Below are 15,810 nucleotides of genomic sequence, written 5' to 3'. Positions count from 1 at the left end.
GCGATAAGCTCCTATACACTGATTAAGCGAATACGAACTATATTTTTATACAAGCTGAGCTCCTCTACCATTTCTGCATAAGAATATCCTTTCGGTAACTCAATGGTATATACATTGGTATAAATCCGGCGCTCATCTCGTATTTGAACATCAAAATTAACATCCCGAATTTTAATATGGTTTTCTTCAAAATACTGACTCAAAAATTCTTTCGTTGGAAGCTTGTGTACAAAACTGACCTCAACTTTTTTTAAAGTTGGCACTCTAATAATTTTGTTGAGTAAGCTAAGCACAACCATGATAATCACAAAGCCCATTCCAGCAATTTCATAATAGCCCATTCCCAACGCCAATCCAATACCGGCAACCACCCATAGTGAAGCGGCGGTCGTCAATCCTTTAACATACTCTTTAGTCACAATGATTGTTCCAGCACCAAGAAACCCAATTCCACTCACTACTTGCGCAATCAACCGTGCTTCATCTGATCGCACAACACTCCGTAATTCAGGCTGATTAATGGCTATATCCAACGCATCAAGCCCAATCTGTCGTTGAATCAAGGCAATAATCGTTGCACCTGTACAAACTAAAATATGCGTTCGAATTCCTGCTGGTCGATTCTTATATTCTCGATCAAAACCAACAATTCCGGAAATCACTGCAGCGATTAACAAGCGAAATAGTATTTCTGAATTTGACAATAGTACCAACCTTCTTTTCATTTCTATGTCTTCTATACCATTGTATAGTATCTATAGTGTTTTTTAAATATTTTGAGATTCTACTTCTAAAACTATTCTGCAATTAAAGTACAGAAAAAATACAAGGGATATAAAAAGAATATGAAAATTACTTTAAAAATTGAGAAGTTACACGCACGTATAAACTAAAAAACACTCTATAAATCCAACCTTTTTCAATTCTTTTGTTTCATTGTTATTTGTCGATAGATTGGTTTAGCATACAGAAACACCATAGCGATTATTATAATAACCATCGTCATGGATAAACGCCAATTAAAGAGTGAGCTAAATAATAGAATCAAAAACATCGTAAGCGTACAAATACCACTATGTATCCAGTAAGTTTTTTCTGATTTAAAATACTTCATGTGCATCCCTTCTTTCTAATTCTACCGTATCAAAGATTGGAAAAGGAGGCAAATGCGATTAGTACAGTATCATTTTAAACATCCTATAACGTCCTTCTTCCGCATGCTAAATAGACAGTAGCTTAATTACAATTACGATACTATAATTGTATAAAGGAGGAGTTATACCTGGCAAATGCGAAAAATATTGTTCACCAATTGTATAATAATTTAGAACAGTCTCACACTGAAAACGTAAACGATTTAAAGGAAGTCTTACTAAAGGTGTACACACAACTAAATGAAACACATGATGATGTACGCTTAGTCAATCGCCTAACAAATTATATCTATTCAACTGCCTTGACTGAACACATCACGTTTAATTCTGAACAACAGAATTTGATTACATAGTTAAACAAAATAGGTGGCAAATCTGGACTCAATAATACATACCGTTCGTCGATTACCAGTAAATTTTCATTCTAACAAAAAAGTTCTATCTCATACATCATTGAGGTAGAACTTTTTTATTTGTCATTTAACTTCTCACTTATATAACGAATTGATGATGTATATCTACTACTTAATTCCCCTCACTCCAAAAACTTCTTAAAAAATTCAATCATTGCCAAATTACACTCTTTCGCGATACTGCTCTTTTGATCAAGATGAAAGACGTGTCCTAATTCGGTGTCATCGGAATTGGCATATAAATGATAGTCGATTGGTACGTTCTTTGATTGAAGAATATTAGCCAAAGGTTTTGCCATGTCTTTCAAGAAATCATGGGTCGCGGTCATGATAAAGGCTGGCGGAAATTTGTCCGTCATAAATCTTTCTACTGGAAATTGTGCAGTTCTGGCTTCACTCACTTTTTCACCAAAATAATGTGGAAAATCTTGATTAACTGCTGCTTGTTTTCCTATAAAATAAACGCCACAGTTTAGCGCAATTGCCCTTAGTTGCACAGGTGCTACTGCAAAATCAAATTGTTTGGCATAGGCTGGATTGCTGACCATCGTTGCATATTGCTCTGTCAACTGCGCCCCTGCACTATCACCAACTAAAAATAATTGATCCATATCCACAAAATAATTTTCTCCATATTGAAGCAACCACTGCATCAAAGAGTTAATATCTTCCAAAGGTGCTGGGTAAGGATTTTCTGGTGCAAGTCGATAGTTACAATTAATCACAGTAAATCCTTGAGTTGCTAAGAACATCGTATAGAAGCGATAAATTTCTTTGCTACCATAGAAAAAACCGCCGCCATGTATGCTAATAATAGTTGGTAAAGGAGCGGTTGTTCCTTTTGGATAATAAATATCAAATTGGTTTTCTATCCCGTGTGTGCCATAGGACAGATTTTTTATTTTCACTAAATTTTCTGGTTCATTTAATCCCTTGTCGCGTGCCATATCGTTTGTCAAAAATTGTTTACGCATTTGTTCCACATCGATTTTAATCATCTATTTAGCCTACCTTTCCTTTCAATTATAAATCCAAAGGAAACGATTTCAACCTATGTTTACAAGAAAAATTGCCAATTATGAGAAATTAAATGAGGGTTTCCTCAAAAATATTGACGACTGTTCAGATTGAACTATAATCAAAAAGGTATAAATAACTGTATTAAAATAACATAAGAAAAGAGATTGGTAATTTTCATTTGTTATTTTAGTATACCACTATTATTATTAAGGGGTTTTAGCAATGGAAACAAATACAAAGCAATTGCGATGGACCAATATTGGTTTAATCGCATTTAGTATGGTTTGGGGACTAGGAAATGTCGTCAATAACTATGCGCAACAAGGAATTTCAGTCGTTACTTCTTGGGTCATTATTCTCGTGCTTTACTTTATTCCTTACGCATTAATTGTCGGACAACTTGGTTCTACTTTTAAAGACAGTCGTGGAGGCGTGAGTTCGTGGATTGAAAATACGACTACCAAAAAATTAGCCTTCTATGCTGCGTGGACTTACTGGGTTGTGCATATTCCTTACCTTGCACAAAAGCCACAAGGAATCTTAATTGCATTAGGTTGGGCAATCAAGCGCGATGGTACCTTTGTTTCAGATATGCCAATGCAAATGGTGTCGATTCTTAGTCTCGCTCTTTTCCTTATTTTTCTTTACTTATCAACAAAAGGACTATCCACTTTAAAAGTAATTGGTGGTCTTGCCGGAACAGCTATGTTTGTTATGTCGATTTTATTTATTCTATTAGCAATTGGTGCTCCAGCAATTCATTCAAATATTGAGTTTGCTACACCTGACATGAACAAATTAAGCACTTATATTCCTAAATTTAATTTTTCTTATTTTACAACAATCTCAATGCTTGTATTTGCTGTTGGTGGTGCTGAAAAAATTTCACCTTACGTCAACCAAACTAAAAATCCTGCCAAAGAATTTCCAAAAGGTATGATTTTCTTAGCGTCAATGGTTGGATTGAGCGCGATTTTGGGCTCAATTGCAATGGGGATGCTTTTTGCAAGTAACAATATTCCCGACGATTTAATGGCAAACGGTGCTTACACTGCGTTCCAAAAATTAGGGGCTTACTACGGTGTGGGTAATTTATTAATGATTATCTATGCTTTAACAAATACTGTTGGACAAATTTCAGCCTTGGCTTTCTCAATTGATGCGCCATTAAAAATTCTTTTAGCTGATGCAGATCCAATGTTCGTGCCTGCATGGTTACGTAAAAAGACAGCCAAAGGTACACTTAAAAACGGCTATCTGTTAACAGGTATCTTGGTAAGTATTCTTATTTTATTACCAATTTTAGGTATTGGTAGCATGCAAGAATTAGTCAAATGGATGATGAACTTAAACTCTGTTGTCATGCCATTACGTTACCTATGGGTGTTCTTAGCTTACATGATGTTAAACAAGCACTACAAAAATTATACGTCAGAATATAAATTTGTTAAAAATCCAAAAATTGGGTTTGCGATTGGCTTGTGGTGTTTCTTATTTACCGCATTTGCTTGTATTTTAGGAATTGTGCCTAAAATGGAATTTGACTTAACTTCCAAAGCATGGTGGTTCCAAATTATTTCAAACATCTTAACACCCGTTGTCTTAATCTTAATTGGTGCCTTACTACCAATTATTGCAAAACGTTCAAATAAAAAATAAAACGACAAACGAGGCCTTCGATTAGAACGCCTCGTTTTTACTTATTCTTCTAATTGGGAAATCGCCTGTTTGGTTTGTTCTAACTGAATAATTGTTTCATCATAATGTTTGGAGGCATATGCTGAAAATAATACATCCAGTGAATATAGCTGCACGAGTAAAGAGTTGGTTGCTGAACTACGTAACGGCGCTTCCCCCCCATCCGTTGTATGCAACACAATATCCGATAAACGAGCGAGTGTAGAACGTGGCTGGCTAGTCATGCTAACCACTGGAATTTGACAATTTTTTGCCAATGAAGCTAAGCGACAAACTTCTTTCTTTTCACCTGAATTAGAGATTAAAAAGATAAAAGCCGACTCTTTGTTAGTCACAATAGCTGTCGAAAGTAAATGCGCATCTTGACTAAAGATGACTGTCCGTCCGACACGTAAAAATTTTTGATAAAAGTCATCCGCAACCGTACCTGATGCCCCAATCCCATAGGTAAAAATGACTTCAGAATGATCAAGCAGGTGTAGAATTTGTTCAATTGCCTCATCTTCTAGTAGCTCACAATTTTTTTCAATCCCGTCAATGACTTTGAATTTAATTTTTTGCTTGATTGTCGTAATACTTTCATCTGGTACAATATCTGAATATAAACCTTTTTGAATTTGTGGAAGATTGGCTGAAAGTTTTAATTTTAAATCAGGAAAACCTTCTAAGCCCAAAGAATAACAAAAACGAACAACCGTCGCTGGACTAATTTCAGCAGCTTCCGATAATGTTTTGGCACTCATATGTATGACTTCCGCTGAATGCTCTAGAATCCATTGCGCTAATTTTTTCTCAGCTTTGGATAAACTATCTAATTGATTTTGAATGGTAAATAAAATATTCATCTGGCACTCCTCCCAACAGTATCATACAACAAATTTAAATGCGTATACAGAAGAACTGTATACGCATGTTTTTTTTCATTCAATCAATTGCAGAACTTCTCTGACAGTTTGGATCGTATATGTTGCTTGGGCGCAGGGATTGTTGAGCGCTGCCACTTCCAAATTAGCTCGTAAAGCAGCTGTCACACCAATAGTTGAATCTTCAACCACTAAGCAATCTTCTGCTGACAGTCCTAATTGCTCGACAGTAAAATAATAGATTTCTGGATCAGGTTTACTACGAGCAAATTGCTCACCACTCACAAGTAATTCGAAGAAATCCGTCAACTGATTGATAGCCAAAATTTTTCGGATAATCGTTAATGAAGAAGATGATGCAATCGCTAATCGAATGCCTTTTTTCTTCAATACCTTTACTGTCGTTAACAAATCCGGGTTCAATAATTGACGGTAATCAATAGGATAGTCTAACCGAAATTGTTCGTACGCGTGCATGAGTGCGTATCGTCGTTGTTCGTCTGTCGGAATAAGTTTGGCAAACATGTCGCGCACATTTGAGCCAACTAAGGAAGCTTGGATTTCTTCTGTTAGTTCAATACCGTGTTGGCTAAAAAATTCATCCCGTCTTTTTTGATAGACCGTTTCTGAGAAAACAATCACACCGTCCATATCAAAGATGACTGCTTTTTTCATTACATTTCTCCTGTACGCATTGCTTGGGTGGTACCAAAGAAATAAGTGAAAACAAAGCCACCCGCATAACCCGCTAATAAGCCAATGACATAGTTCAACCATTGTCCGTTCGCAATTAACGGAATCAATGCTACTCCGCTTGGTCCGATTGAAATAGCACCCACATTTCCTAATAAACCAATCACAGCACCACCAATCCCGCCACCAATACAAGCAGTGATAAATGGACGGCCTAGAGGCAAGGTGACACCATAAATCAATGGTTCGCCAATTCCTAAAATACCAACAGGTAACGCGCCTTTAATCATTTCAGTCAATGACGTATTTTTGCTACATCTCATCCATAAGGCAATTGCTGCACCGACTTGACCTGCACCAGCCATTGCTAAAATTGGTAATAATAGCGTACTGCCTGTGCTTTCAATCATTTGTAAATGAATTGGCGTTAAAATTTGGTGTAATCCAAACATAACCATTGGTAAGAACGCTGCACCTAAAACAAAACCAGAGAACGCACCACCGACATTCAAGACCCAATTAATACCGTCAACTAAGCCATTTGAAATCCAACCGGCAAAAGGCATAATTAAGAAAATCGTTGCTAAGCCCATCACTAACAAGGTAATAACTGGTGTCACGATAATATCAATTGATTCAGGCATAATTTTCCGTAGTCTTTTTTCAATTAATGCCATGAAATAAACTGCGATAATCACACCAATAACCCCACCTTGACCGGCAGCAAGCGGCTCACCTGTAAAAATATTGGTTAATGGAGCTTCCGGATTCATCCCCGCAAGTGTGGTCACACCACCAATAACCCCACCTAAACTTGGAGAAGCGCCAAATTCTCGCGCACTATTAATCCCCACATAAATGACTAAATACGCAAAGACCCCACTTTGAATAATGCCACAAACCGTTGCAATATTCATCCACATATCGCCATGTAACTGACCAGCCGTCAGCATATTTTTAAGGACTGATGCGACACCACCAATAATTCCGGCACCAACAAAGGCTGGAATTAATGGAACGAAAATATTTGAAATAGATTTCAAGGCTTTTGACCAAGGTTTCTGATTTTTCCGTTTCACTTCGGCTTTGGTTTGAGCAGCTTTTTCTTCAACCGACAATTTACCATTCGTTTCACCAGCGTTTGGTAACGTCTCCCCTAAGTCAACACCCGCCATATCCACCATGTGCTGTGCCACTTTGTTTACCGTACCGGGTCCTACAACAACTTGCAAGGTGTCGTCTTCCACAACACCCATTACCCCAGGGACCTTCTTTAAGCCTTCCATATCCACTTTGTCATAATCACGAATTTCCATACGCACGCGAGTCATGCAATGTACCACTTTATTGACGTTTGCCATGCCACCGACATGGTCATAAATCCCTTGCGCTATTAACACATTTTTATCAGTCATTTTTAAACGCTCCTTTATACTGTTTTTCGAATAAAGCCATTGGCATCCACTAATTTTTCGGCAGCCACTTCTTTTTCCATTCCGGTTAAAATCATAACAATTGCTAGTTTCACATTTTGATCTGCTTCGATAAATGTTTGTTCTGCTACTTCATAAGTACAATCTGTCGCTTGCATAATAATACGTTTTGCACGTTCTACTAATTTTTCGTTGGTTGGTCGCACATCGACCATTAAGTTTTTATAGACTTTGCCAATTCCAATCATAGCGACTGTCGAAAGCATATTTAAGACTAGTTTTTGGGCAGTGCCAGATTTTAAACGTGTGGAACCGGTTAAAATTTCTGGTCCTACTTCGACCTCGATAGGAAAACTCGCATGCTGACTAATGGCAGCATTGGTATTACATGCAATTGTTGCTGTCGTTGCACCAATTGCATTGGCATAATCTAGCCCGCCAATCACATAGGGTGTTCGCCCACTGGCTGCAATGCCAATTACGATATCTTCTTTTGTTAAGGAAATTGCTTTTAAATCTTCTTCACCTAAAGACGCTGAATCTTCTGCGCCTTCTACCGCCACCGTCATGGCTTTCATCCCACCTGCAATTAATCCTTGGACCATTTCAGGCTCAGTACCAAATGTTGGCACACATTCTGCCGCATCTAACACACCTAAACGACCACTCGTTCCTGCTCCCATATAAATGAGTCGTCCTTTTTGATTAAAGGCTTGAATGATTTGTTGTACCACGACTTCAATCTGTGGCAAAACTTTTCCAATTGCCAACGGTACTTGCTGGTCTTCAGCATTCATCGTTTTTAAAATATCCATGACTGACATTTCATCTAAATTCATGGTATTCGTATTTCTGGTTTCTGTTGTCAAATGTTCTAAATTATTCATCTATATTCCTACTTTCAACTCAAATACGTCTCCTGGAAAAATACAATCGACTAATGGCAAATCTTCGGTCAATACCTTCGCAACAACATTGACTTTCTCATCTGCCAGTAAATCCGTTTTCGTTATTTGTAATTCACCCATATACCGTAAATATTTTTGATTATCCAACGTCACGCTACCTTTCAGGCGCTCCTCTGTTTTATTTGGTGTAATCGTTGGAATTTCTTTAAAACGAGCTTCTTGACTACGAATCACATCTCTAGCATCATCTATGCGATTCGTATGCGTCCCGATAAATAACGTTGCATGCTCCTCCTCAATTACTGAAACATGTAGCTGAATTTTACGCTCTTGCAAATAACTACGAAACTGTTCTTGAACAGCCACTGTTAATCCTTCATCACCGATACAAATGTCATCGCAATCACAAGTCGATAAATCAATTGCCGCCGCTAACGGATGAATTTCTCGATGTTCTTCAAGTGTCGGTAACCCTTGATGTAGCGGACCCCTTAAATGATGATTGCCTGGTACAAATGCCACTGTTTTTAAGCCTAACGAACGCCATTTCTGATTAATTGCTTGGACATATTGTCGCGATAAGCCGGTCTCTGGACGTGGATAGTAATTATGCCATAACTCCATATTCGTAAAATCAGCATGGTACCTAGTTAAATCCGTGACAATTTCATCTGTTAAAGTTGACGCATTGAGCCCCACCGTCATGACTTGCGAAACGTGGGCCATCGTTTGACTGTCCACACCATAATCCATACGTATCCCCGTCACGCCCATCTCTACTAACTGACGAAGAGCCCTGGGATTTTTTAAATCAATCTCAAATCGTCTTAAGCCATCTATCGAAATATCTGCCATTAACTCCATCTGCAATTGTTGTGTCAGCGCACCCAACACCTGTAAGTTTGCGAACACTGTTTGGCTATCTTCTTCAGGAATATGCAACGATGTAAAAACTTTCTTAAATCCTGCCTGATGCATCATTTTGATATATTGCTTTTTTTCCTCTTGAAAATGATCCCCAAGAAAAACTGAAAATCCAAACATTCTCACACCTCTTCTCTTTGTTAATCCGCTTTCATTATAAAATAAAAGAAATAAAATTTCAATATAAAAATAAAATAAAACAGACAAAAGAAATTTATTTTCATAATAAAAAAAACAACCAACTTAAAAAAGTCGGTTGTTCTTCTTTTTATAAAGTAAATAAATAAGCAACTGAAATCAATGCAACCACATGCATAACTGGCGGAATCTCACCTGTACGTTTCGCAAAAATCATACATAATTCATATGATAAGAAACCTAAGACTAATCCTAAAGCAATCGAACCAGTTAATGGCATCATCACGATAATTAAGAAAGCGGGGATAATTTCTTCAAAGCCACCGTCCCATTTAATTTTGGTAATATTTTGCATCATAAAGATCCCAATTAAGACCATTGCAGGTGTCGTTACGGCTGGCGTTACTAATGATAATACCGGATATAAGAACGCTGAAAGCAAGAATAAGATGGCTACGATAACGCTCATTAAACCAGTTCTTGCCCCCGCAATAATTCCTGAAACAGATTCAATATACGTAGACAAGCTAGATGTTCCAAATAATGAACCAAAGAAACTACCAATGGCATCGGCACTGTAAATCCGAGTATTGTCTTCAAAGTTTTCGCTCTTGATTTCCGAAACTTGTGTCGCAGCTGCTGATAAAGTTGTTGCTGTACCAAAAAAGTCTAAGAATAAGAACGTCAAAATAACAATGATTGAATCAGCAGACAACATTTTATCTAAGTTTTTCACAGCGACTAAGAACGTCTCATTCAACATAGCTTCCATCGGAACCGTTGGTACAACAATTGGTGAACCTGCTGGTAATTGTGGTAAGGACGCCACTGCGCTCTCACTTAATGTAAACCAATCCATTGATACACCTAAACGAATGAACAAACCACATATCGCAGCACCAATCATCCCTAAAAATACAGCATATTGATTTTTGCGAACTAAAAAGAAAGCCGCTGTTAAAATACCAAAAAATGCAATAATCACATTTGGATTATGAAAACCACCAAAAGTAATAAACATTCCTTCATCTGGTACGATGATACCTGAATTTTTAAAACTTACAAATGCAATAAAAATACCTAGCCCAACAGTTCCTGCTTGTTTAATCGAAACAGGGATACTACGAATAATTTTCGAACGAATACCTGAAATAGCTAATAAAATAAATAAGACCGATGAAACCAGTACACATGCCAATGCTTCTTGCCACGTTTTCCCCATCTGCAAAACAACCGAGTAAGCAAAGAAAGCATTCATTGACATACAAGGTGCTAATCCTAATGGAAATCTAGCCCATAATCCCATAATTAACATAGCCAATGCTGATGATACGATTGTTGACATAAACACCGCATCTTTTGGCATTCCTGCTTGCCCCAAAATAATCGGATTCACAAAAATGACATACGACATCGCTAAGAAAGCCGTTAAACCACCTGTTAATTCTCTTTTGTACGTTGAACCTGACTTTGTAATACCAAAAAACTGATCAATCTTCTCTTTCATTGTCTTCCTCCTTCAAAATAGAAAAATCCATCAAAATGGCGAAGGACAACGAAGACCCTTGCCATAGTAAGTCATTTTACGGATGACTTGTAGAAACTTCTGATCCTTATTATCAGAACTATATGGTTTTTCTTCCTCACACATCATACCAGTATTACAGATAAGAATCAACACGAAAACACGAACGAAAACGTTTAAAAAAGCGAAAAAGTTAATTATTAACATTAAAAACCTCTCATAATCACAAATTGTCATTCGAAAATCCGTATTTCTTATTAAAACCAAAATATCGTAGTATACTATCTAAATGACAGAATACTACGATTAGGTTAACTAGCTTGAATAGGTTGTTTCACATCGACCACAATCATGTCTTCAGCATCAATATAAAGTGCTGTTGTTTCAGAGATTTCATGCCAATCATTTAAGCGATCCACAAATATCTCTTTTCCTCGATGCGTCACAAATTGGTAACGGCGAATATTTCCTAATGTCTGTACGTTTTTTAAACTTACTGGAATTCTAAACGCACCTGCCACTGGCTTCATCGATATTAATTCTGGACGAATATAATAGAGTGAACGATTTCCCATACCAGAAAAAACCGTCGTATACTCATCTAATTCAAACCATTCAAAGCAAATATTATTCCCAATAAAATCTGCGACAAACGGGCTTTGGGGTGCTGTGTACAACTCAAAAGGCGATGAAGCTTGTACAATTTCGCCTGCTTCTAAGACAAATACGCGGTCACTAATCAACATCGCTTCTTCTTGGTCGTGCGTCACAAAGATCATCGTCATGTTCAACTCTCGTTGGATTCGGCGTAAATCTTTTTGGAGCTGTTTTCTAATTTTCGCATCTAGCGCACTTAACGGTTCATCTAGTAATAAAATCTTTGGTTCGGTTGCTAGTGCACGCGCCAATGCTACCCGTTGTTTTTGACCACCGGATAAGCGTTGCACATTGGTTTCAGCAAAATCGGTCAGCTGAACTAAATCTAATAACTTAAATACCCGTTGCCGTAATTCTTCTTTGGATAATTTTTTGACCTGCAAACCAAAAGCGACATTTTCAAAGACCGACATTGTCGGAAACAACGCATACTGTTGAAAAACAAAACCAATCCCTCGCTCTTTGGTTGGCTGGTCTTGAATTTCGACTTGGTCAAGCTCAATAATTCCTCGTTGCGGAGTTTCCAAACCGGCAATACACCGAAGTAAAGTTGACTTCCCACAGCCACTTGGCCCAAGCAAAGTCACAAATTCACCTTCCTGCACCTCAAAAGACACTTCTTTTAGAATTTTCTTCTCGCCAAATGCTAAAGATAAATCACGAATAGTTAAGTAGTTTGTCATCTGCTGTTTCCTCCACTGGTTCTGTTTCTTTCACTTTTGCGGTAACGGGACGCACTTGTTTTTTATTCATATAAAAAATACCAACCGCTACAAGGAATAAAAATAAGAAATACAGGATCATCACTGCACTTGCGATATGACCATTTTCATTCATACGACGAAGCATGTAAATACGCAACGTTTCAAATCGTCCGCCAATTAATAAATTCGTCAACATGTATTCACCAAAGACAGAAGAAAAAACCATCAAAGAAACCAATGTTGTGCCAACTTTGATATTGGGAATTAATACTTTGCGAATAATATACCCCATGGATGCGCCTAGCGTTTCGGCTGCTTCAACAAGTTCTTTCATGTTTACTAAGCGCATTTGATTACTAATACCGAGATAAACAATCGGTAACATAGAAATAAATAGTGCACCTAGCAATACAAGGAACATTGGTACGCTAGATTTCGAATATGTTCTTAGCAAGGCAGTCACTAGGATTACCCCGGGAATTGCATAGGGAAGCAACACGATTTTTTGTAATGCTTGATCCCATTTTGGATAATACAAATGAATCCAAATCATTGTTGGAACAAGGATAATAAAGATAATTCCAGTCATGATACCTGCTAAAAGAAATGACCGACCCACAGCAAGTAAAAAGGCAGAATCACCTAGGAGTTGCCCGAACCATTGCAAGGTAAAATCATCTGGCACTAAACTTTTCCCCCAAGAAGTCGAACTCGCATAAAAGAAAGTCGCTACAAGTGGACTAAGATAATATAAAGCGAATAAACCAAGAATGACTGTCACAAGGAATTTTTTCATTGTTTCTCCTTTCTTGTTATGAACGTCATCAATAGAATCATCATGCAACCAAAAATTACTGCTAACGCACTGCCCATATTCGGCTTGGCAAATACATCACCTGAAACCAAGGAAGCAATTCGGACGGTCAATAAATTAACATTGCTACCAGTCAATGCATACGCTGTTTCGTATGTGCCCATCCCATTGGCAAATAAAATAATGAATGTCGTAAGCAGTGTCGGTCTTAAGAAAGGGAATGCCACCTTACGCCAATAATAAAATGAACTCGTACCTAAAGTTGCCGCTGCTTCTTGCCATTCTTTTTTCAATTCTTTCATACTAGGATATAAAAACAGCACACCCAAAGGAATTTGAAAGTAAACATAGGTTAGACCTAACCCCCACCATGAATAAAGGTTAAAGCCTGCCAATGAACCAAGCAGTAACTTCAATACCCCCGCATTTCCTAATAAAATAATAAAAGAAAAGGCTAACGGAATCCCTGCAAAGTTTGCCGCTAAGTTTGATAAAAAAGTAATCTTTTCTTGCGCTTTATCCGAAAGCTGTAACAGACACAAACACAAGACAACAGCACCAAACAAACCAAGCACACATGAAACCAGTGAAATCAGTAAGCTATTAAAAAATGCTTGATAGTAATACGAGTTCTGAAAAAATTCCGTGTAATTTGTTATCGTCCACACTCCTGTTGTGTCTGATTGAAAGCTTCCGATCAACATAAAACATAACGGAACCACTAAAAAAGCGGTCAGTAATAAGAGGAGTGGTAATAAGCCTAGGTGTTTCTTCATCCGTTCCGTCCCTTTCTTTTCGCTGTTCCTATCTGCATATTTGTTCCCGCTTCAATGTCTAACAAACTACAGATTAACGGAGCCAACTCGATTTGATCCATTTGTTTGAGCCCACTGTTTTTGGGAAATTTATCCGAGAAGATGAACAATGGTACTTCACGGTGGGCAGCTAAACTCCCGCCATGCAAGCCATTTTCATCCATCCCATGATCCGCAGTAACTAACACTTGGTAACCCGCTTCCAGCCACTGTGGTAATACCATCCCTAAAATCGTATCGGCTTGATTGACTGTTGCAACATATTCACGCGAATTCGCGGTAAACTTATGGCCCACGTCATCAATATTCATTGAGTGAATCAACATAAAGTTCGGTTGATAGGTTTGAATAATATGATTAGCATCCGCAAATACATGCGAGTCTGGATACGTGTCGTCACTATAAAAAATACCGTGCTGAATTGCTTGATGCTCATCATTTTGAATCCGATGCCGACGAATATCATACGGTGCTTCATTGAATAACTCACTTTGCCAATAATAAGCAGCAGCTCCTGTTATCCCTCCTGCTTGTTTGACCAAATCAAACAATGATTCTTCTTGAATCCGTTGCACATGACCATTTGTCAAAATACCATTGCGATAACTTGGCACACCTGTAGCTAAGACGGCATATAACGGACGAGAATTACTCGGCATTTCAGCAATGACTTTAATGCACTCTGCTTGATGATACTCCACAAAATGGTTCATCACCCCCATTTGCTCCATCGCTGTATCATAACGACAACCATCTAAGACGACCAGAATCAACTTCTCGGTTAATTCATTATTTGACATGACTCAGCACCTCCTTTTGCCACAATTCAGGTAAGTTTACTGCTGTTTCATCCCAAGTCGCGTTGTCTTTGACCGGTTGTGCTGCCTTATAATCTTCAGCAGGTAATAATTTTTCGGCAACTTCTGCCGGTAGTTCAACATTTTCACGTATCGGACGAGCATATCCTTTAGCTAAATTAATTTGTCCTTCGTCGGATAAAATATATTCACGTGCAAGTTTTGCTGCATTTGGATGTGGTGCATGTTTGTTAATTAATGTCGTATAGCCACTAATGACGGAACCATCAGAAGGAATGGTTACTTCAAAGCGGTCAGAATCAATTTGATCACGGTAATTTAAGCCATTAAAGTCCCAAACAATCGTGACATCGACTTCACCTTTTTCTAAGTTTGCTACGCTAGCATCAACTGATGAAAGACGTCCTTTTTCCGCAAACTCTTTGAAATAGTCTAATCCAGGTTGAATATTCCCTTCATCGCCACCATGCGCAATTGCTGCCGCCAATACTGCAAACTGTGCTTGGTTGGCTTTGGTTACATCTCCAACTGCTACTTGGTAATCACCTGCTGCTAATTCTTCCCATGATGTCGGTGCTTTATCAACATTATTTTTGTCAGTCAAAAAAGCAATTGTTCCCGTATAACTTAGCATCCAATGACCTACCTCATCTTTTGCCCAATCGGGTACATCTTCCCAATAGCTTGTTTTATAAGGTAACGTCAAGTCTTTGCTGACTGCTAATGGACCGAAACTAATCCCCACATCACCAATATCGGCAGTTCCTTTGGTTCCCTCTGATTCAAATTTTGCCAGTTCTTCCGCACTAGACATATCCGTATCGGTTTGTTTAATGCCATAATTTGCTTCAATATCATCCCATGTACCGATCCAGTTCGCCCATGTGTCCGGCATCCCTAAACTCGCAATTTCGCCTTCTTCTTTGGCTTTTTCAATAATTGTGTCGAGTGAATCATCCTCTGACGCATTGCTTTTTGGAGCTTCGGACCCGCATGCCGCTAAAGTCGATAATAAAATGGCGCTTAATGTTAGGAATGTCATTGATTTTTTCATGTTTTCACCTCGTTATTTGATACCTTCATCCTAACAAAGCTTTTTTAATTTCTTGCCAATTTTATGAAAGGGTCTGATAAAGTTTGTGGATATTTCATTAAGAAGGTTAAGTTTAAGTAAAAATACACTTTTCTCGCATCCTAGTATCATTCAAAGTAAAATGAAACAAAGGAGGAATC

Annotated in this window: 15 protein-coding genes and 1 riboswitch; of the genes, 2 read left to right on the top strand and 13 right to left on the bottom strand. The window is 38.0% G+C overall.

Features of this window, described 5'->3' with window-relative positions:
- Positions 1-11: 11 nt before the first annotated feature.
- Positions 12-713, bottom strand: coding sequence for an MgtC/SapB family protein (locus BAU17_RS00645; RefSeq protein ID WP_202622250.1), 702 nt, complete (start codon positions 711-713; stop codon positions 12-14).
- A 551-nt stretch (positions 714-1,264) separates the two neighbouring features.
- Here BAU17_RS00645 and BAU17_RS00640 point away from each other — a divergent pair.
- A complete protein-coding gene (locus BAU17_RS00640; RefSeq protein ID WP_337248041.1) occupies positions 1,265-1,507 on the top strand; it encodes a bacteriocin immunity protein in 243 nt (80 codons plus the stop codon).
- A gap of 182 nt (positions 1,508-1,689) precedes the next feature.
- Here the strand turns inward: BAU17_RS00640 and BAU17_RS00635 are convergent, their stop codons facing one another.
- Positions 1,690-2,565, bottom strand: a complete 876-nt coding sequence (locus BAU17_RS00635; protein WP_161900880.1) for an alpha/beta hydrolase — start codon at positions 2,563-2,565, stop codon at positions 1,690-1,692.
- Positions 2,566-2,809: 244 nt separating this feature from the next.
- On the opposite strand from BAU17_RS00635, the gene BAU17_RS00630 reads away from it, so the two are divergent.
- Positions 2,810-4,246: an amino acid permease gene (locus tag BAU17_RS00630; RefSeq protein ID WP_161900879.1), complete on the top strand. Its 1,437-nt coding sequence runs from the start codon at positions 2,810-2,812 to the stop codon at positions 4,244-4,246.
- Positions 4,247-4,287: 41 nt separating this feature from the next.
- On the opposite strand, the gene BAU17_RS00625 is transcribed toward BAU17_RS00630, so the two are convergent.
- The 11 genes from BAU17_RS00625 to BAU17_RS00575 form a co-directional block, all read right to left on the bottom strand.
- The gene (locus BAU17_RS00625; RefSeq protein ID WP_161900878.1) at positions 4,288-5,130 is read right to left on the bottom strand and encodes a MurR/RpiR family transcriptional regulator; all 843 of its coding nucleotides are present in this window, start codon (positions 5,128-5,130) and stop codon (positions 4,288-4,290) included.
- 75 nt (positions 5,131-5,205) lie between these two features.
- The gene (locus BAU17_RS00620) at positions 5,206-5,823 is read right to left on the bottom strand and encodes an HAD family hydrolase (protein ID WP_161900877.1); all 618 of its coding nucleotides are present in this window, start codon (positions 5,821-5,823) and stop codon (positions 5,206-5,208) included.
- Positions 5,823-7,256, bottom strand: coding sequence for a PTS transporter subunit EIIC (locus BAU17_RS00615; RefSeq protein WP_161900876.1), 1,434 nt, complete (start codon positions 7,254-7,256; stop codon positions 5,823-5,825). The genes BAU17_RS00620 and BAU17_RS00615 overlap by 1 nt, the downstream gene beginning before the upstream one ends.
- Positions 7,257-7,270: 14 nt before the next feature.
- On the bottom strand, positions 7,271-8,161 hold the full coding sequence (gene murQ / locus BAU17_RS00610; protein WP_161900875.1) for an N-acetylmuramic acid 6-phosphate etherase: 891 nt from the start codon (positions 8,159-8,161) through the stop codon (positions 7,271-7,273).
- Positions 8,162-9,226 (bottom strand): DUF871 domain-containing protein, encoded by a 1,065-nt coding sequence (locus BAU17_RS00605; protein ID WP_161900874.1) that lies wholly within the window; start codon positions 9,224-9,226, stop codon positions 8,162-8,164.
- Between the two features lie 148 nt (positions 9,227-9,374).
- Positions 9,375-10,751, bottom strand: a complete 1,377-nt coding sequence (locus BAU17_RS00600) for an NCS2 family permease (protein ID WP_161900873.1) — start codon at positions 10,749-10,751, stop codon at positions 9,375-9,377.
- A gap of 44 nt (positions 10,752-10,795) precedes the next feature.
- Positions 10,796-10,897, bottom strand: a riboswitch (purine riboswitch).
- Between the two features lie 183 nt (positions 10,898-11,080).
- Complete coding sequence (locus BAU17_RS00595) at positions 11,081-12,109, bottom strand: ABC transporter ATP-binding protein (RefSeq protein ID WP_161900872.1); 1,029 nt, start codon at positions 12,107-12,109, stop codon at positions 11,081-11,083.
- Positions 12,084-12,926 carry an ABC transporter permease gene (locus BAU17_RS00590; RefSeq protein WP_161900871.1) on the bottom strand — a complete coding sequence of 281 codons (843 nt, stop codon included), beginning with the start codon at positions 12,924-12,926 and terminating at the stop codon, positions 12,084-12,086. The genes BAU17_RS00595 and BAU17_RS00590 overlap by 26 nt, the downstream gene beginning before the upstream one ends.
- Positions 12,923-13,720 (bottom strand): ABC transporter permease, encoded by a 798-nt coding sequence (locus BAU17_RS00585; protein WP_161900870.1) that lies wholly within the window; start codon positions 13,718-13,720, stop codon positions 12,923-12,925. The genes BAU17_RS00590 and BAU17_RS00585 overlap by 4 nt, the downstream gene beginning before the upstream one ends.
- The gene (locus BAU17_RS00580) at positions 13,717-14,559 is read right to left on the bottom strand and encodes an alkaline phosphatase family protein (RefSeq protein ID WP_161900869.1); all 843 of its coding nucleotides are present in this window, start codon (positions 14,557-14,559) and stop codon (positions 13,717-13,719) included. Before BAU17_RS00580 ends, BAU17_RS00585 begins: the two co-directional genes overlap by 4 nt.
- Complete coding sequence (locus BAU17_RS00575) at positions 14,549-15,631, bottom strand: ABC transporter substrate-binding protein (protein ID WP_161900868.1); 1,083 nt, start codon at positions 15,629-15,631, stop codon at positions 14,549-14,551. Before BAU17_RS00575 ends, BAU17_RS00580 begins: the two co-directional genes overlap by 11 nt.
- Between the last annotated feature and the right edge of the window lie 179 nt (positions 15,632-15,810).

This window comes from Candidatus Enterococcus willemsii (genome assembly GCF_009933335.1).
GTDB lineage: Bacteria > Bacillota > Bacilli > Lactobacillales > Enterococcaceae > Enterococcus_F > Enterococcus_F willemsii.
This window is presented reverse-complemented; position numbering and strand designations above follow the sequence as displayed.

Bases quoted from the DNA above. Each gene is read 5' to 3' on its own strand.
- murQ (WP_161900875.1), bottom strand. From the start codon at position 8,161: ATGAATAATTTAGAACATTTGACAACAGAAACCAGAAATACGAATACC.
- BAU17_RS00620 (WP_161900877.1), bottom strand. From the start codon at position 5,823: ATGAAAAAAGCAGTCATCTTTGATATGGACGGTGTGATTGTTTTCTCA.
- BAU17_RS00635 (WP_161900880.1), bottom strand. From the start codon at position 2,565: ATGATTAAAATCGATGTGGAACAAATGCGTAAACAATTTTTGACAAAC.
- BAU17_RS00615 (WP_161900876.1), bottom strand. From the start codon at position 7,256: ATGACTGATAAAAATGTGTTAATAGCGCAAGGGATTTATGACCATGTC.
- BAU17_RS00625 (WP_161900878.1), bottom strand. From the start codon at position 5,130: ATGAATATTTTATTTACCATTCAAAATCAATTAGATAGTTTATCCAAA.
- BAU17_RS00585 (WP_161900870.1), bottom strand. From the start codon at position 13,720: ATGAAGAAACACCTAGGCTTATTACCACTCCTCTTATTACTGACCGCT.
- BAU17_RS00590 (WP_161900871.1), bottom strand. From the start codon at position 12,926: ATGAAAAAATTCCTTGTGACAGTCATTCTTGGTTTATTCGCTTTATAT.
- BAU17_RS00600 (WP_161900873.1), bottom strand. From the start codon at position 10,751: ATGAAAGAGAAGATTGATCAGTTTTTTGGTATTACAAAGTCAGGTTCA.
- BAU17_RS00575 (WP_161900868.1), bottom strand. From the start codon at position 15,631: ATGAAAAAATCAATGACATTCCTAACATTAAGCGCCATTTTATTATCG.
- BAU17_RS00630 (WP_161900879.1), top strand. From the start codon at position 2,810: ATGGAAACAAATACAAAGCAATTGCGATGGACCAATATTGGTTTAATC.
- BAU17_RS00580 (WP_161900869.1), bottom strand. From the start codon at position 14,559: ATGTCAAATAATGAATTAACCGAGAAGTTGATTCTGGTCGTCTTAGAT.
- BAU17_RS00595 (WP_161900872.1), bottom strand. From the start codon at position 12,109: ATGACAAACTACTTAACTATTCGTGATTTATCTTTAGCATTTGGCGAG.
- BAU17_RS00605 (WP_161900874.1), bottom strand. From the start codon at position 9,226: ATGTTTGGATTTTCAGTTTTTCTTGGGGATCATTTTCAAGAGGAAAAA.